A 12,932-nucleotide genomic window follows, 5' to 3' on the forward strand; every position below is an offset into this window, starting at 1 on the left:
GGTTGCCGGATACTGCTGGGATCAGCAATTCCGCGAATCAGCTGTGCGCGTGGTCCGGACCGGGCAGCCCGGCTCGGCTGACGCCGGCCGCGCGTTCAGCGGCAGCCAGGGCATCCTCCAGCCGCTCCACAGCCGGGGCGTAGGCGGCATCGGTAGAGGGACGATCCGCGTTGCCGCCGAGGCGCTCGGCGGCCTTGATCGCCCGGATCAGGGCCGCCGTTTCCGGCTGCCGGGGGTCGCTCATTGCGGGATAGTCAATCGAATACCCCGGATCCAGTTCGTACTGCTGCCACCGGGCCAGGGCGCGGCGGTGCCGTGCGGCCGCCGCCGCGTTCTTGAGCTGGGTTTCCCGGCCGGCGCGGCGGGCATCCTGCCTGGCCAGCAGCCGGGGAGCCGCTGCCAGTGCCGCCACGCCCGCCCCTGCGGCCAGAATCCCGAGGGCCAGGCCGGCCCAGGGCCAGGCGGAGGAGGCAAGGATGATGGCCGGCACAACGACGGCGAGTCCGGCGAAAACGTCCCAAAACGCGCCGTCGGCGCCTTCTGAGAGACCGTCTTTAAGGGCCAGGTGCTTGCGGGCGAAGTAGACCGAGGCGAAAGCCGCTCCGGCAACCAGGATGGCGAGGGCGAGAAACTGCCAGGCCGCGAGGGCACCGGATAGTGAAAGCGTCATTGCACACCTCCCCGGAACGGTCCCGGGCGGGCGCTGTTCCGCTAGTTCCATTGGAATCCCTGGCGGCGGGGCCGTCAATGCCCCGCAGGCCGAGCTGATGCCGGCCGCCAGGCCGGGCGCGAAGGCCGCGCCGCGGTTCCGTCACGGTTCCTCCCGGCGTAGCCTAGGGGCCATGCGACTGAAAATGTGCAGTATCCACGTCAAGGATCCAGCCTCGGCCCATGAGTTTTACACCGGCACGCTGGGGTTCGAAACCCTGATGGCCATGCCGGAGCACAACCTGTTCATCGTCAAGGATCCGGACGGTGCCGGGGGCGCCGGACTGCTGCTGGAGCCCAGTGACAACCCGATCGGCGCGGCCTACATGAACGGCCTGCACGACGCCGGAATTCCGGCGATCGTCTTTGGCGTGCCAGATGTGCGCGCCGAATACGACCGGCTGGCAGCCAAGGGCGTGATGTTCCAGGCGGAGCCGTCCGAGGGGCCCGCAGGGACCAGTGTGGTGATGGATGACGGCTGCGGGAACTTCGTGCAGCTGCACCAGGACTAGTTACCGGACCAAGGGGACCCCGGGCAGGTCCTAGCGGCTGGCTTTGTCCTTGTCCGGGTGTTCGTCGCCGATGTGGCCGGGCGCGTTGGCGGCCAGCACCCTCGCCACAAAGGAGCCGTATTCCTCCATGTAGTGGCGTAGCAACCCGGCCGTGGCTTCGTCCTTGACCTCGCCATCCTCGCCGTAAATCTCCGGAACAAAGCGAATGTACGCTTCCGGCGCATTCAGCTGCGGCGCGTCGAGGAAGCTCAGCACGCTGCGGAACGAGGACTGCATCACGGCCGTGCCGATGCCGCCGGGGGAGGCGCCGATGATTCCGGTGGGTTTGCGGGCGAAGGAGTTGGTGCCCCAGGGCCGGGATCCCTAGTCGATGGCGTTCTTCAGCGCTCCGGGGATGGACCGGTTGAATTCGGGCGAGACGAACAGGATGCCGTCGGACGCGGCGATGGCGTCCTTCAGGGCCTGCCCTTCGGGCGGATACGCGGCATCATAGTCCTGGCTGTACAGCGGCAGGTCCTTGATGGAAATTTCCGTGAACTCCAGTTCCGCGGGTGCAAGCCGGATCAGAGCCTTGGACAGGGTGCGGTTGATGGACGTGCTCGAAAGGCTTCCGACAAAATACCCGATCTTGAAGGCCCTGGCCTGTTCCTTCCCGATGCTCCGCCGGAGGCTGGTGGATGGGGATACGGAGGGCGATCGGGCCGGCGGCCCCGACTCATCCCGCGAGCATAGTCCTGCGTCCGCGGAATGAAAACAGGGTCCGGAAGGCAGCGCGCGCCGCTATTCGGCCTTGGCGCGGGCTTTCTTGGCGTCCTTCTTGGCGGCCTCATCCTTGACCCGCTGCGCCTCGGCGCGGACGGCGGCGTGGGTGGCGCGCTCGGCGACCAGCCATGCCGGGGGAGCCTGGAGCAGCGCGGTGATTTCCGCCGTCGTCAGCGCTTCCTCAACACCACCGCGGGACAGGCCGCTGATGGAGACGTTGAGCTTCTGCGCCACCACGGGACGCGGGTGGGGGCCGTTGCGGCGCAGTTCCGCGAGCCACTCCGGCGGGTTGGCCTGAAGCTCGGCGAAATCGGCGCGCGTGATGACCGAATCCTGGAACTCCTGGGGTGTCGCCGGCAGGTAGATGCCAAGCTTCTTGGCAACGGTGGCCGGCTTCATGGACTGGGAGTTTGCAGAGGTCATAGTTCAAGGGTATCCGGCGGACCAGCCGCAAGGCACCAAGACAGCACCAAACCAGCACCAAGACAGCATCTAACCAGCACGGTGCAGCCGTCGGGGCGGACCCCCGCGCCACTCCGGGCGGTACTGTGAACATGTGTCCGCAGCAGAAGAAGCACCCCAGACCCCCGACGAAACCGCCGTCGTCCCAGCCGTTGCAGTTGGGCGCGAGCTGCGCTTCGCGTACGTCGCCGGTGTGACACCCGGAAAATGGATCCGGCGCTGGGAGGAGCGGATGCCGGATGTGCCGCTGCACTCCTTTATGTCGGACGACGGCGCGCAGCTCGCCGTGCTCCGCGACGGTTCCGCAGACCTGAGCTTCGTCCGGCTCCCGGTGGAACGCGAGGGCCTCAGCGTGATCCCGCTCTACGAGGAACAGCCGGTGGTGGTGGCGCCCAAGGGGCACGAGATTTCTTTGTTTGAGGAAGTGGGGCTGGCGGACCTGTCTGCCGAGACCTTCCTCGACGTGCAGGAACTCGGCGGCCCCGAGATGGCCCTGCAGGTGGTCGCATCCGGTGCAGGGCTGGTGATCCTGCCGATGTCCGTGGCCCGGCATTTCAACGTCAAGGACACCGTGGCGCGGAAACTCACGGGTGCGCCCGGAACGGAGATCGCCCTGGCCTGGCCCAGCGACGCCACGGACGAGGTCATCGAGGAGTTCATCGGGATTGTCCGCGGACGCACCGCGGCGAGCTCCCGCCAGCCCTCGGCGCAGCAGGAGAAACCCAAACGCGAGCCCAAGCCGGACCGGCGCGGCACCGGAGCCGCCAAGAAGCCCAAGGTGGCGCAGCGTTACGCGCCCAACCCGGACAAGGGCCGCGGCAAGGGCTCCAGGAAAAAGGGGAAACGCTAAGGCGCTGCCCGCTCCCGGCACGGGTTACTTGGCGCAGGCATCCTGAAGAGCCTTGACGGATTCGGCCGGAACCTGGTCGCCGGAGTCAGCGATCTGGCGCAGCGGCGTGGTGATCTCAGCGGGTGCCCCCGCGGTTTCCGCGCCGGCGACAAGGCCGCCCAGCAGTTCCTTGTCCTTGACGCTGACCAGGCCGTCCTCCACGAGGGCGCAGGCCTGCTTCCTCACTTCACCGCCGGTCGCTGTAGCAACCTGGGATGCCCCGTTGTTGACGGCCTTTTCGGCAGCGTCCTGCACCTGGCCACAGCCGGTAAGGGCGATCAAGAAGGCGGCAGCGGCAAGGGCGGCGAGACGTCGTTTCATTCGTCCACCCTAACAAGCGCGGCTTGTGCCGATCGGAGGGAAAAGGGGGAAACGCTAGGCCGTAGCCGTGTGAGCACCGGCGCGCATAGGCTCGGTTAGTGGACATCGTCGAGTTCTTGACCGCACGCATTACAGAAGACGAAGCTGCCGCCCTGAAACTGCTCGGCGACCCCACGCTTGCCGTATCCGGCGAGTGGTATGAACGCCGCCTGCTCCGCGAGTGCGAGGCCAAGCGCCAACTCATCGGCATCATTGAATCCGCCCGCCAGTCCGTGCTGGCCACCTTGGTCAGCGAGGAACCCGCCGACGCCGGATGGGTGCCGGACGTTATTGAATGGACCACGCTCTCCCTGCACACCCTGGCCCTGCCGTACGCGGACCACCCCGAATTCCAGGCCCGCTGGCGGATCACCGGGTAGCGTTTAGCTCGGGAGCCGCCGCCCACGGGCGCCGGCAGCGACAAGGTACCGAAAACTGTGACTCCGGAAACCTGTAGGAAATCTCCGGGGCCTACGCTGGTCACACCGCGGCATCTGCGGTCCGCCAGCCGGCCGGTTCTTGAAGGGATTCCGTCATGCACCTCTTGCCCCGTGAGCAGGAAAAGCTCATGATCGTGGTCGCGGCGGACCTCGCCCGCCGCCGCCAGGCCCGCGGGCTGAAGCTGAACTTCCCCGAGGCCGTCGCCGTCATCAGCTACGAACTGATGGAGGGCGCCCGGGACGGCCGGACCGTGGCGGAGCTCATGAGTTACGGAACCACCCTCCTTAACCGCGATGACGTGATGGAGGGCGTGCCGGAAATGATCCACGACGTCCAGGTCGAGGCCACCTTCCCGGACGGCACCAAGCTCGTCACCGTTCACGATCCCATCCGCTAGGGGGCCTCCATGATTCCGGGAGAATACGTTCTCAGCGCCACGCCGCTGGTGATCAACGCGGGCCGCGAGGCGGTGACCGTCGCGGTGACCAACACCGGTGACCGCCCCGTCCAGGTGGGCTCGCACTATCACTTTGCCGAAGCGAATCCGGCGCTGCAGTTCGACCGGCGGGCCGCCTACGGCCGGCGCCTGGACATTCCGGCAGGCACCGCCGCGCGGTTTGAACCGGGGGACAGCAGGACTGTCCGGCTGATTGAACTCGCGGGCAGCCGTGAAGTGTACGGCCTTAGCAACGCCGTCAACGGACCACTCGGCCAGACCGGACTCCGCGAGACCGAACTCCACGAGACCGAACTCCACGTTTCCGAGCGGAAGGGCGACGCACAGTGAGTTTTGAATTGTCCCGCAGGCAATACGCGGACCTCTACGGCCCGACGACCGGCGACGCGATCCGCCTGGCCGACACCGATCTGTTCCTTGAGATCGAGAAGGACCTCACCGTCTACGGCGAGGAAGTGGTGTTCGGCGGCGGCAAGGTGATCCGCGACGGCATGGGCCAGAACGGCCAGCTGACCAGGGACGGGGACGTCCAGGGGGGAGCCATCCCGGACACCGTGATCACCAACGTAGTGGTGCTGGACTACACCGGCATCTACAAGGCCGACGTCGCGCTCCGGGACGGCCACATCTTCCGGATCGGCAAGGCCGGCAACCCGCAGATCAGTGACGGCGTGGACATCGTGATCGGGGCGAGCACCGAGATCATTGCCGGTGATCGGAAAATCCTGACGGCCGGCGGGGTGGACTCCCACATCCATTTCATCTCGCCGGAGCAGGTCCCGGCTGCCCTGTGCAGCGGCGTGACCACCATGGTGGGCGGCGGCACCGGCCCCGCCGAAGGCACAAAGGCCACCACCGTCACGCCCGGCAAATGGCACATCCACCGGATGCTGCAGGCCGCAGAAGGGCTCCCCATCAACATCGGGCTGTTCGGCAAGGGGCACGCCTCCGCCGTCGAGCCGCTCGCTGAACAGATCCGCGCCGGCGCGATCGGACTGAAAGTCCACGAGGACTGGGGATCCACCACGTCCTCGATCGACACCTCGCTGAAGGTCGCGGACGAATACGACGTGCAGGTGGCCCTTCACACCGACACCCTGAACGAGTGCGGCTTCGTGGAGGACACCATCCGCGCGATCGACGGCCGTGTGATCCACACCTTCCACACGGAAGGCGCCGGCGGCGGCCACGCACCGGACATCATCAAGATCGCCGGGCTGCCCAACGTCCTGCCGGCGTCGACGAACCCCACCCTGCCTTACACGCGCAACACCATCGAAGAGCACCTGGACATGCTCATGGTGTGCCACCACCTGAACCCGGACATCCCGGAGGATGTGGCGTTCGCGGATTCCCGGATCCGGGCCGAGACCATCGCGGCCGAGGACGTCCTGCAGGATCTGGGCATCTTCGCGATCACGTCTTCGGACTCCCAGGCCATGGGCCGCGTGGGCGAAGTGATCATCCGCACCTGGCAGGTGGCGGACAAGATGAAGAAGCAGCGCGGCGTGCTCAAGGACCCTGATGGCGGCAGCCACGGCGCTGCTGCCGGTCTGGGGGCGGAGAGCGATAACTTCCGGCTCAAGCGCTACGTGGCGAAATACACCATCAACCCGGCCATCGCGCAGGGCATGGCCGACTCGATCGGCTCGGTGGAGGTGGGAAAGTTTGCGGACCTGGTTCTCTGGGACCCGGCGTTCTTCGGAGTGAAGCCGGAGCTGGTCCTCAAGGGCGGCCAGATCGCCTACGCCCTCATGGGCGACGCCAACGCCTCCATTCCCACCCCGCAGCCGCGCACCATGCGGCCGATGTTCGCCGCCTACGGCAAGGCGCTGCAGCAGTCCTCCATCACCTTCCTCTCCCAGGCCGCCATCGACGCCGGGGTCCCGGCGGAGCTCGGACTGGAGAAGGTCATCCGGCCGGTGTCCGGCATCCGCAGCCTCACGAAGGCGGACCTCAAGTACAACGGCGCCACCCCTGATATCGACGTGGACCCGGAGACGTATCAGGTGAGGGTCGACGGCGAGGACGTCACGTGCGAACCGTCGGACGTCCTGCCCATGGCGCAGCGCTACTTCCTTTTCTAGGCTTCCAGAGGAGACCAGCATGATCATCGAAAAGGTCCTCGGCAACACCCACGACCTCCCTCCCGGTCCGGACCCTTACTTGGGGCTGCACCGGGAAAAGGTGGTGCTGCCCAGCGCCCAGCTGGTCAAACGCATCCAGCGCGTCACCACCGACCACGGGAAGGAGCTCGGCATCCGCCTCCGCGCCGGTTCCGGGGACCTGCGCGACGGCGACATCCTGCACCTGGCCGGGACCAACATGATCGTGGTGTCGGTGCTGCCCACAGATGTCCTGGTGATTGCCCCGCGCTCCGTCCACGAGATGGGCGTCGTGGCGCACTCCCTGGGCAACCGGCACCTGCAGGCCCAGTTCTTCGATGCGTCCTCGGAGTATGGGGCAGAGGTGATGGTCTGCCAGTACGACCACACCGTGGAGGACTATCTCAAACACGTCGGAGCGCCCTACGACCGCCAGGAGCGCGTGATGCCCGTCCCCTTCCGCCATGCCGAACACTCGCACTAGTCCCGAGTCCTACCAGCTCGCGTTGCAGCAGCTGACGGATTCTGCGCTGCCCACCGGGGCTTTTGCTCACTCGCTGGGGTTTGAGACGTACATCGAGCGCGGGCTGGTGCGAGATGAAGCGAGCTTTGGGGTGTGGCTGGCGGCGTTTATTTCACAGCAGCTGACGTACTCGGACGCCCTGGCCATCCGGTTCCTTTATGAAGGTGTTCCCGTTGCTGAACTGGATGCCTTGCTGACCGCTCAGCTCCTGCCCCGGCAGGTGCGCGAGGCCAGCATCAAGATGGGCACCCGGCTGCTGGAGATCGGGGCCGAGATTTTTCCCTCCCCCGGGCTGGCGGAGTACCAAGAGCTCGTGACGTCCGGCCGTGCTGCCGGGCACCAGCCGCTGGCATTCGCCGTGATCGCCCGTTCCCTGGCTGTCCCGCCGGGCGAGGCCCTGACCGCCTACCTGTTCGCCACGGTCACGTCGCTGACGCAGAACGCGGTCCGGGCGATCCCGCTGGGGCAGAACGCCGGCCAGCGGCTCCTACGAAAGGCAGCCGACGACGTCGCTGCAGCGGCTGAGCGGGCCGGCCACCTCACGCCTGACGACTTTGGCGCCGTCAGCCCCGGACTCGAAATTTCGCAGATGCGGCACGAACGCCAGCGCGCCCGCATGTTCATGAGCTAGCCGTACGAGAAATATGTCTGGAGAAGAATATGTCTGAGCCCATCAAGATCGGCATCGGCGGCCCGGTGGGTGCCGGAAAGACCCAGCTCGTGGAGCGCCTCACCCGCCACATGAGCCGGGATATCTCCATGGCGGCCATCACCAACGACATCTACACGATCGAGGACGCCAAGATCCTCGCCGCCAACGGCATCCTCCCCTTGGACCGGATCATCGGCGTCGAAACCGGCGGCTGCCCGCATACCGCCATCCGCGAGGACACCTCCATGAACACGGCGGCCATCGAGGAGCTGAAGAAGCGGCACCCGGATCTGCAGGTGATCTTTGTGGAGTCCGGCGGCGACAACCTCTCCGCCACTTTCAGCCCCGAACTGGTGGACTTCTCCATCTACATCATCGACGTGGCCCAGGGCGAGAAGATCCCGCGCAAGGCCGGCCAGGGCATGATCAAGGCCGACCTTTTCATCATCAACAAAACCGACCTCGCGCCGCACGTCGGCGCGGACCTCTCCGTCATGGAACGGGACTCACGCGAATTCAGGGGCGAGAAGCCGTTCTGCTTCACGAATCTCAAGACCGACGAAGGGCTGGAGCGCGTCATCGAATGGGTGCGGCGTGACGTCCTGATGCTCGACCTGGCGTCGTGAGCGCTCTCAGGCTGAGTCCTGGCGACTTAACCGCTGAGGCGGGGAGGCCGGATTTTGGGGCCGCGGCGTGGCGGGCACCGCGGGGGGCCCACCGCCGCGAGGGCCCCGACTCGAGCTTGCGAGAGTTGGGAGCGGCTGGGGACGGGCACGGCCCCAAATCCGGCGAAGCCGCCGGAACCAACCAGAGCGTGCGGGAACCGATGGGGGAGCTCGAACTCGTCGTCGAAGATCGGGGCGGAAGGTCGGTGACGACGCACCAGTTCCATCGCGGGGCTTTGAGGGTTTTGCGGCCGCACTACTTGGATGCGAGCGGGCAGGTTTGTTATGTGCTGGTGAACCCGGGCGGGGCATATTTGGGGGCCGACCTCTATGTGATTGACGTGGAGGTCGCGGACGGGGCGAAGCTGCTGCTCGCGACGCAGTCGGCCACCAAGATCTACCGGACTCCGGGATCCTTTGCCGAGCAGCGGATGAGGCTGCGGCTTGGGGAGGGGGCCCGCGTGGAGCTCGCCCCGGACCAGGTGATCGCCTACCGGGAGGCCAGCTACCGGCAGAATACCCACGTTACAGTGCGGCCGTCGTCGAGCCTGATCATGGCCGAAATCATCACGCCGGGGTGGTCGCCGGACGGGGCCTCGTTCCGGTACGAGGAGCTGCGGCTGCGGACCGAGATCCGGGTCGAGTCCGGGGGAGCGGGCGCGGGAGCGGGCGGGCTGCTGGCCTTGGACAACGTGCTCATACGCCCGCCGCTGGGCGATGTCACGGGCCTGGCGTTCATGGAGGGCTTCAGCCACCTGGGGTCGCTGATCGTGGTGGACCCGCGGGTGGACCAGGCTCTTGCCGACGAACTCCACGAGATCACGGCCGGGTTCGGCGCCCATACCGGCATTTCGCTCACCGCCGCCGTGCTGGGAACGGCCGGGCTGGTGCTGAGGTCGCTCTCGAACAGCACGGAGGAACTGCAGCGCGTTGCTGGGGCCGCCACCGCCCTGCTGCGCAAACGCTGGTACGGACAGGATCCGCTGGATCTGAGGAAGTACTGATGGCCACGATCGAGCAGGTGGCCGCACTGCACCGGCTCTACCGCCGGCGGGCGCACCTGCCGCTGAGGACCCGGCTGCTGGTGACCTTCGGCGCGGTGGCCGCACTGCACGCCGCCGCCGTCGTGCTCCTTGTGGCCGGTGCGGCCGGGGGCGGACAGCGGTTGGGGATCGGACTGGTACTGACGGCCTACCTGGCGGGGGTGAAACACAGCTACGACTGGGACCACCTCGCGGCGATCGATAACTCCACCCGGAAGTTCGCGGCCGAGCACCGCGATCCGGTCAGCGTGGGCTTCGCGTTCAGTCTGGGCCACAGCTCCGTGGTGGTCCTCGCCGGGGTGCTCGTGGTGGCGGGAGCCTCGCTGGTGGGGAGCGTCATGGTAGAGGGGACCCCCGGGAACCTGCTGCTGGGGCTCATCGGCAGCGGGGTGTCGGGGCTGTTCCTGCTGGCCATGGGTGCCTTCAACGGCTCCGCCTTCCTCCAAACACTGAAGGTTTACCGCGGTGCGCGCACCGGTGCCGCGATCTCCCAGGAGAACCTTGCCGCGAGGGGCTTCGTGGCCCGGCTGCTCGCGCGTCCGCTGGCCCGGGTCCAACATCCCCGGAACGTCTACGTGATTGGATTCCTCTTCGGGCTGGGTTTCGATACCGCCACCACGATCGGTCTGCTGGTCATGGCGACGGCGGCATCCCTGGCCGGCGTCTCCCCGTTCGCCCTGCTGGGGCTTCCCCTGGCCTTCACGGCGGCCATGACGCTGTGCGACACCATCAACGGCGTGGCCATGATGCGGATGTACCGCTCCGCCCTGACGGACCCGCGGCGCAAACTCGGCTTCAATGCCGTCATCACGGGCATCTCGGCGGTGTCCGCCCTCTTCATAGCCGTCATCACCCTGGGCGGGGCCCTTCACGAAATATTCGGGCTTGGGGACCCGCTGACCAGCTGGCTCGGGTCAGTGGACCTGAGCGACGCCGGCCTGCTGCTGGTGGCGCTGCTGATGTCCGCCTGGGCCGCGGCCTGGCTGCACGGGCGGACATCCTCCCGCGCCGGCTACGGACGTTGACCATCCGGCCGCCGAGCTGATCACAGCCGCCGCGCCCCCTCTGCCGGCAGGACCGCGAAGACGTCCGGCGCCGGCAGCCCGCGGGCGTCGAAGCCCGCAAGGACCGCGGACCGGGCCCGATCGGCGTCGTCCACCGGAACCAGGGCGATGGCCGAGCCGCCGAACCCGCCACCGGTCATCCGGGCACCGATCGCCCCGTTGGCGCGGGCGGTGTCAACGGCCAGATTCAGCTCCGGGCAGGAGATCTCGAAGTCGTCCCGCATGGAGCGGTGGCTGGCGTCCAGCAGTTCCCCGATGGCCAGCGGCCCGTGCGTCCCGAGCAGTTCCGCGGTCCGGGCCACCCGTCCGTTCTCGGTGACGATGTGCCGGACCCGTCGGAACGTCTCCCAGTCGAGGATCCGCTCGGCCCCGGGCAAGTCGGCGGCACCGAGGTCGCGAAGCGCGCCCACACCCAGGGCCCGGGCGCCCCGGACGCAGGAGGCCCGGCGCGCGGCATACCCGCCGCTGGCATGGGCGTGCGAGACCTTGGTGTCAATGACCAGGCAGACCAACCCGGCTTCCGCCAGGCCGAGCGGTACCGGGCGGGAGCTAAGGTCGCGGCAGTCCAGGTAGACGGCGCAATCCTTGGTGCCGAGCATTGAGGCGGACTGATCCATGATGCCGGTGGGGGCGCCGACCACGTTGTTTTCGGCACGCCGCCCGATGTCCGCCAGGTCAGCGCGGCCCAGGCCGGCCCCGGTGAGATCGGACAGGCCCAGGGCGACGGCGCACTCCAGGGCCGCGGAGGAGGACAGGCCGGCGCCGACCGGCACATCGGAGGACACGAACAGGTCAAAACCCGGCACTGTGATGCCCGCGCGTTCCAGCTCCCAGGCCACGCCCGCCGGATAGGCGGACCAGCCCGCCGCCTGGTCCGGGGTGAACGTGTCGAGATCGAATTCGACCGGTTCCGCGCCCGGGAACCCGGAGGCCAGGCGCACGGTGCGGTCCGCCCGGGCTGCCACGGCCACGGTGGTGCTGCGGTTGATGGCGAAGGGCAGGACGAGACCTTCGTTGTAGTCCGTGTGCTCGCCGATCAGGTTGACCCGTCCCGGTGCCTGCCACACGCCGTCGGGGTGCCGGCCGAAGTGGCCGGCGAAGGCGCCGGTGAGCGCGTCGGCCAGGGCCGTTCCTGTGCTGGTCATGTTGGTCATGGGGTTCCTGTCCTGGCATCCCGGAGCCGGGCGGCGACCTCTTCGGGCGTGGTGTCGTTGATGAAGGCGCCCATGGCGGCCTCGGAGCCGGCCAGGAACTTGAGTTTGTCGGCGGCCCGCCGGGGCGAGGTGAGCTGCAGGTGCAGGTAGCCGGACCGGCGCAGCACCGGGTCAACGGGGGCCTGGTGCCAGGCGCTGATGTACGGCGTCGGGCTGCCATAGAGAGCGTCCAGCCGGCCCAGCAGGTCCGGATACAGGACAGCGAGCTCGTCGCGCTCGGCGCCGGTCAGCGCCGCCAGGTCCGGAACCTGGCGGTGCGGGACGAGGTGGACTTCCAGCGGCCAGCGGGCCGCGAACGGCACGTAGGCGCTGAAGAACTCTCCCTCGAGCACCATCCGGGCGCCATCGGCGCGTTCGCCCGCCAAAATGCTCCCGGTCAGGGTGGCCGCCCCGCCCGCCGCCTCATGGAACTGCCGGGCGGCCGCGGCCATCACCGCGGCCCGCGGCGTGACAAAGGGATAGGCGTAGATCTGGCCGTGCGGGTGGTGCAGTGTCACGCCGATGTCCTGGCCGCGGTTCTCGAAGCAGAACACCTGTGCCACGCCGGGCAGGGCGCTCAGTGCCTCGGTCCGGTGGGCCCAGGCGTCGATCACGGTGCGCACGCGCCGGCTGCTGAGCGCGGCGAACGTCCCGGTGTGCTCGGGGGTGAAGGCGACCACCTCGCACCGGCCGCCGGCGATCCCGCGGGTTCCCCAGCCCGGCGCCGCCGGAGCGGGTGCGAAATCCGGGCCCAGCGACGGGAAGCGGTTTTCAAACACGGCGACGTCGTAATCCGCCGCCGGGATCTCCGAGGGCCGCGCATCGGTGCTCGGGCACAGCGGACACTCGTCCGCCGGCGGCAGGTGCGTCCGGTGTTGCCGGTGCGCGGCGACGGCGACCCAGTCCCCGGTAAGCGCGTCGTACCTGATCTCCCCGGATGGTCCGCGTTCGGGAAGTTCGCGGCGGTCCCTGGACGGGCGCTGCCGGGGACGGTCGGTATCGTCGAAATACAGGAGTTCGCGCCCGTCGGCGAGGCGTGTGCTGGTGACCGCGGACACCGACGCCGGGGCGTCGCTGCGGCTGATGATGGTCATGG

General features: G+C 68.0%; 16 protein-coding genes and 1 pseudogene. 11 read left to right on the top strand and 6 right to left on the bottom strand.

Features of this window, described 5'->3' with window-relative positions; all coding sequences use genetic code 11:
• Positions 1-37: 37 nt before the first annotated feature.
• Complete coding sequence (locus M2428_RS06660) at positions 38-670, bottom strand: hypothetical protein (RefSeq protein WP_277524965.1); 633 nt, start codon at positions 668-670, stop codon at positions 38-40.
• Positions 671-842: 172 nt separating this feature from the next.
• Between M2428_RS06660 and M2428_RS06665 the strand changes: the two genes are divergently transcribed.
• Positions 843-1,220, top strand: a complete 378-nt coding sequence (locus M2428_RS06665) for a VOC family protein (RefSeq protein WP_229994273.1) — start codon at positions 843-845, stop codon at positions 1,218-1,220.
• Positions 1,221-1,250: 30 nt separating this feature from the next.
• Here M2428_RS06665 and M2428_RS06670 read toward each other — a convergent pair.
• Positions 1,251-1,877, bottom strand: a pseudogene (locus M2428_RS06670) (NADPH-dependent FMN reductase).
• Positions 1,878-2,000: 123 nt separating this feature from the next.
• Positions 2,001-2,405 carry a DUF5997 family protein gene (locus tag M2428_RS06675; protein ID WP_277524970.1) on the bottom strand — a complete coding sequence of 135 codons (405 nt, stop codon included), beginning with the start codon at positions 2,403-2,405 and terminating at the stop codon, positions 2,001-2,003.
• A gap of 133 nt (positions 2,406-2,538) precedes the next feature.
• Here M2428_RS06675 and M2428_RS06680 point away from each other — a divergent pair, with 133 nt between their 5' ends.
• Positions 2,539-3,294: a LysR family substrate-binding domain-containing protein gene (locus M2428_RS06680; protein ID WP_277524972.1), complete on the top strand. Its 756-nt coding sequence runs from the start codon at positions 2,539-2,541 to the stop codon at positions 3,292-3,294.
• 24 nt (positions 3,295-3,318) lie between these two features.
• Here the strand turns inward: M2428_RS06680 and M2428_RS06685 are convergent, their stop codons facing one another.
• Complete coding sequence (locus M2428_RS06685) at positions 3,319-3,654, bottom strand: hypothetical protein (protein ID WP_277524974.1); 336 nt, start codon at positions 3,652-3,654, stop codon at positions 3,319-3,321.
• 98 nt (positions 3,655-3,752) lie between these two features.
• Between M2428_RS06685 and M2428_RS06690 the strand changes: the two genes are divergently transcribed.
• The 9 genes from M2428_RS06690 (at position 3,753) to M2428_RS06730 (ending at position 10,604) form a co-directional block, all read left to right on the top strand.
• Complete coding sequence (locus M2428_RS06690) at positions 3,753-4,073, top strand: DUF6221 family protein (RefSeq protein ID WP_277524979.1); 321 nt, start codon at positions 3,753-3,755, stop codon at positions 4,071-4,073.
• 155 nt (positions 4,074-4,228) lie between these two features.
• Positions 4,229-4,531: an urease subunit gamma gene (locus tag M2428_RS06695; RefSeq protein WP_277524980.1), complete on the top strand. Its 303-nt coding sequence runs from the start codon at positions 4,229-4,231 to the stop codon at positions 4,529-4,531.
• 9 nt (positions 4,532-4,540) lie between these two features.
• Positions 4,541-4,921: an urease subunit beta gene (locus M2428_RS06700; protein ID WP_277524982.1), complete on the top strand. Its 381-nt coding sequence runs from the start codon at positions 4,541-4,543 to the stop codon at positions 4,919-4,921.
• Complete coding sequence (gene ureC, locus M2428_RS06705; protein WP_277524984.1) at positions 4,918-6,678, top strand: urease subunit alpha; 1,761 nt, start codon at positions 4,918-4,920, stop codon at positions 6,676-6,678. Before M2428_RS06700 ends, ureC begins: the two co-directional genes overlap by 4 nt.
• A gap of 19 nt (positions 6,679-6,697) precedes the next feature.
• Positions 6,698-7,180 carry an urease accessory protein UreE gene (ureE, locus tag M2428_RS06710; protein ID WP_277524986.1) on the top strand — a complete coding sequence of 161 codons (483 nt, stop codon included), beginning with the start codon at positions 6,698-6,700 and terminating at the stop codon, positions 7,178-7,180.
• On the top strand, positions 7,161-7,850 hold the full coding sequence (locus M2428_RS06715) for an urease accessory protein UreF (RefSeq protein ID WP_277524987.1): 690 nt from the start codon (positions 7,161-7,163) through the stop codon (positions 7,848-7,850). The genes ureE and M2428_RS06715 overlap by 20 nt, the downstream gene beginning before the upstream one ends.
• A gap of 29 nt (positions 7,851-7,879) precedes the next feature.
• Positions 7,880-8,497: an urease accessory protein UreG gene (gene ureG / locus M2428_RS06720; protein ID WP_277524988.1), complete on the top strand. Its 618-nt coding sequence runs from the start codon at positions 7,880-7,882 to the stop codon at positions 8,495-8,497.
• Positions 8,498-8,697: 200 nt separating this feature from the next.
• Positions 8,698-9,540, top strand: coding sequence for an urease accessory protein UreD (locus M2428_RS06725; RefSeq protein WP_277525518.1), 843 nt, complete (start codon positions 8,698-8,700; stop codon positions 9,538-9,540).
• Positions 9,540-10,604: a nickel transporter gene (locus M2428_RS06730; protein WP_277524990.1), complete on the top strand. Its 1,065-nt coding sequence runs from the start codon at positions 9,540-9,542 to the stop codon at positions 10,602-10,604. Before M2428_RS06725 ends, M2428_RS06730 begins: the two co-directional genes overlap by 1 nt.
• Positions 10,605-10,624: 20 nt before the next feature.
• Here M2428_RS06730 and galK read toward each other — a convergent pair whose 3' ends face one another.
• The gene (galK, locus tag M2428_RS06735) at positions 10,625-11,788 is read right to left on the bottom strand and encodes a galactokinase (RefSeq protein WP_277525519.1); all 1,164 of its coding nucleotides are present in this window, start codon (positions 11,786-11,788) and stop codon (positions 10,625-10,627) included.
• Positions 11,789-11,793: 5 nt separating this feature from the next.
• Positions 11,794-12,930, bottom strand: a complete 1,137-nt coding sequence (gene galT / locus M2428_RS06740) for a galactose-1-phosphate uridylyltransferase (protein WP_277524992.1) — start codon at positions 12,928-12,930, stop codon at positions 11,794-11,796.
• Positions 12,931-12,932: the final 2 nt, after the last annotated feature.

This window comes from Arthrobacter sp. ES3-54 (assembly GCF_029504395.1).
Classification (GTDB): Bacteria; Actinomycetota; Actinomycetes; order Actinomycetales; family Micrococcaceae; genus Arthrobacter.

What these genes read in the sequence shown, in the direction of transcription:
- M2428_RS06660 (WP_277524965.1), bottom strand. Translation starts at nt 670, where the DNA reads ATGACGCTTTCACTATCCGGTGCCCTCGCGGCCTGGCAGTTTCTCGCC.
- M2428_RS06665 (WP_229994273.1), top strand. Translation starts at nt 843, where the DNA reads ATGCGACTGAAAATGTGCAGTATCCACGTCAAGGATCCAGCCTCGGCC.
- M2428_RS06675 (WP_277524970.1), bottom strand. Translation starts at nt 2,405, where the DNA reads ATGACCTCTGCAAACTCCCAGTCCATGAAGCCGGCCACCGTTGCCAAG.
- M2428_RS06685 (WP_277524974.1), bottom strand. Translation starts at nt 3,654, where the DNA reads ATGAAACGACGTCTCGCCGCCCTTGCCGCTGCCGCCTTCTTGATCGCC.
- M2428_RS06695 (WP_277524980.1), top strand. Translation starts at nt 4,229, where the DNA reads ATGCACCTCTTGCCCCGTGAGCAGGAAAAGCTCATGATCGTGGTCGCG.
- M2428_RS06700 (WP_277524982.1), top strand. Translation starts at nt 4,541, where the DNA reads ATGATTCCGGGAGAATACGTTCTCAGCGCCACGCCGCTGGTGATCAAC.
- ureE (WP_277524986.1), top strand. Translation starts at nt 6,698, where the DNA reads ATGATCATCGAAAAGGTCCTCGGCAACACCCACGACCTCCCTCCCGGT.
- M2428_RS06715 (WP_277524987.1), top strand. Translation starts at nt 7,161, where the DNA reads ATGCCGAACACTCGCACTAGTCCCGAGTCCTACCAGCTCGCGTTGCAG.
- ureG (WP_277524988.1), top strand. Translation starts at nt 7,880, where the DNA reads ATGTCTGAGCCCATCAAGATCGGCATCGGCGGCCCGGTGGGTGCCGGA.
- M2428_RS06725 (WP_277525518.1), top strand. Translation starts at nt 8,698, where the DNA reads ATGGGGGAGCTCGAACTCGTCGTCGAAGATCGGGGCGGAAGGTCGGTG.
- M2428_RS06730 (WP_277524990.1), top strand. Translation starts at nt 9,540, where the DNA reads ATGGCCACGATCGAGCAGGTGGCCGCACTGCACCGGCTCTACCGCCGG.
- galK (WP_277525519.1), bottom strand. Translation starts at nt 11,788, where the DNA reads ATGACCAGCACAGGAACGGCCCTGGCCGACGCGCTCACCGGCGCCTTC.
- galT (WP_277524992.1), bottom strand. Translation starts at nt 12,930, where the DNA reads ATGACCATCATCAGCCGCAGCGACGCCCCGGCGTCGGTGTCCGCGGTC.